Below are 1,707 nucleotides of genomic sequence, written 5' to 3'. Positions count from 1 at the left end.
GCTTGGTGTGAGTCCATGTTCTGGTCTTACCGTTTGTGATTGTAGCAAGTTTTTTAGATTTAGTGTCTGCTGATTAAACCGTTTCTGGTTCAAAATCAGCAGATTCATGTGTTAATAGTTCCAGTAGCCATAAAAGTGTAAAAAGTATCTGTGACTGTATCTTGAACAGATTCGTCACAAATACGGATAATGCGATTGAAGTTAGGGTTGTGTCATAAAGCTTGGTTTTGATCAAGCCCATTCCATAGCAACGTTTGCTTAAGCTGAAGGCTCTTTCTACCTCTATTCGATCCGTGTTATCCTGATATTCCTGTTTTTTCTCTTTCACTGACTGTTTTTCAAGACTTGGTCTCCCAAGCTTTGGACCTGATAATCGTATTCCATGCATCTTACAGTATTTTCTGTTTTCTCTGGTACGATAGATCTGGTCTGCTAATATACGTTCCGGATAGTGACCGGTCCGTTCCCTGAAACGCTCTGCCGCTTCTTTCAACACTGTACTTTCATTGTAAGCATCATAGGATATCTTTTCTATTCTGCCAAAACCGTTATCATCAATGCTCAGGTCAAACTTCGCCCCGAATTCTACCGGCGACTTTGTTTTTCCTCTGACAATCGGTCTGATCCATGGCTGTGCAATGCTGACAATGCGGTTGTCTACACTATGAGTCTTGTTCTGATACATGTATTGCTGTTGCTCATACAGTTTATAGATTGTTAGCAGAAGAGGGATCTCTTTCGATGTCGGTGCATAACCGTCCTGCATGAAATTTTCGAGGTATCCGATATCCCGTCTGATGAATGCCAACTGTTTACGAATCGTTGCCCGGATTTTCTTAGTACTGCGCTTTTTTGCTTTTGCAAGTGCAAGATAATTTTTTCTTGCTACTCTGCGGTACATACGAGGTCTGGAAAGTCCATATGCTTTACAAAAACGAATGATGATCGTTTCCAGTTTTTCCCTTGCTTCGTTCAACAGGGAAAAATCCTGTGGATATCGGATATTCGATGGGGCACAGGTGGCATCAAGCATCATGGTTCCTTTATTTTCAGGGGAATGTTCCTGCTTTGTATCCTGCCCGTCACATCCTCCTCCCGAAGGCGGGTTGGTGTGATCATCATCCTTTTTATCACTGGATTGCTTTTCTTTGACTGCATCCAGCATATATTCATTCGCTTCCAGGATAATATCCATTTTCAGACGTTTGCGGAACAGGACTAAGGTACTTGCATCAATTGGCGGCTCTTCCTGATACCCTGGAAGCCCAATGAAATACTGGTAATACGGATTTTCTGTCAGCTGTTCAACGAGTTCTCTGTCAGAATACTGATATTTAGTTTGAATGATCAATGAGCCAAGGGCAAGACGTAATGGTTTGGCTACCCGGCCATTCTTGCCTTTGAACAGGCGGGAATATTTCTTTTCAAAGATTTCCCATGGAATGGCATCTGCCATTTTTACCCATCTGTTTTCAGGGTTCATGTGAAGTCCTATTGGCTGATTGAAATACAGAAAGTTACTTTGTGTATTATCAGTATATTTGTACATTATTTTCCGCTCCATAAATGGTATATTTCTATTGAAAACTGCACGAAAAAAGATTTGAGATCTGTTAAAACCGTGCACTTTATTATACCATCTTTGAGCAGAAAACACAGTAAAATCAATGGTTTTAAGCTGATTTTTCTTTTAATCAGCAGACACTA

Annotated in this window: 1 protein-coding gene; it reads right to left on the bottom strand. The window is 40.7% G+C overall.

What is annotated here, in order from left to right:
• Positions 1-73: 73 nt before the first annotated feature.
• The gene (locus ACTNES_RS20700) at positions 74-1,549 is read right to left on the bottom strand and encodes an IS5 family transposase (RefSeq protein WP_441040558.1); all 1,476 of its coding nucleotides are present in this window, start codon (positions 1,547-1,549) and stop codon (positions 74-76) included.
• Between the last annotated feature and the right edge of the window lie 158 nt (positions 1,550-1,707).

Source organism: Blautia sp. HCP3S3_D9 (assembly GCF_052063845.1).
GTDB lineage: Bacteria > Bacillota > Clostridia > Lachnospirales > Lachnospiraceae > Blautia_A.
The sequence above is the reverse complement of the archived record's forward strand: the minus strand, read 5'-3'. Positions and strand labels throughout refer to the sequence as shown.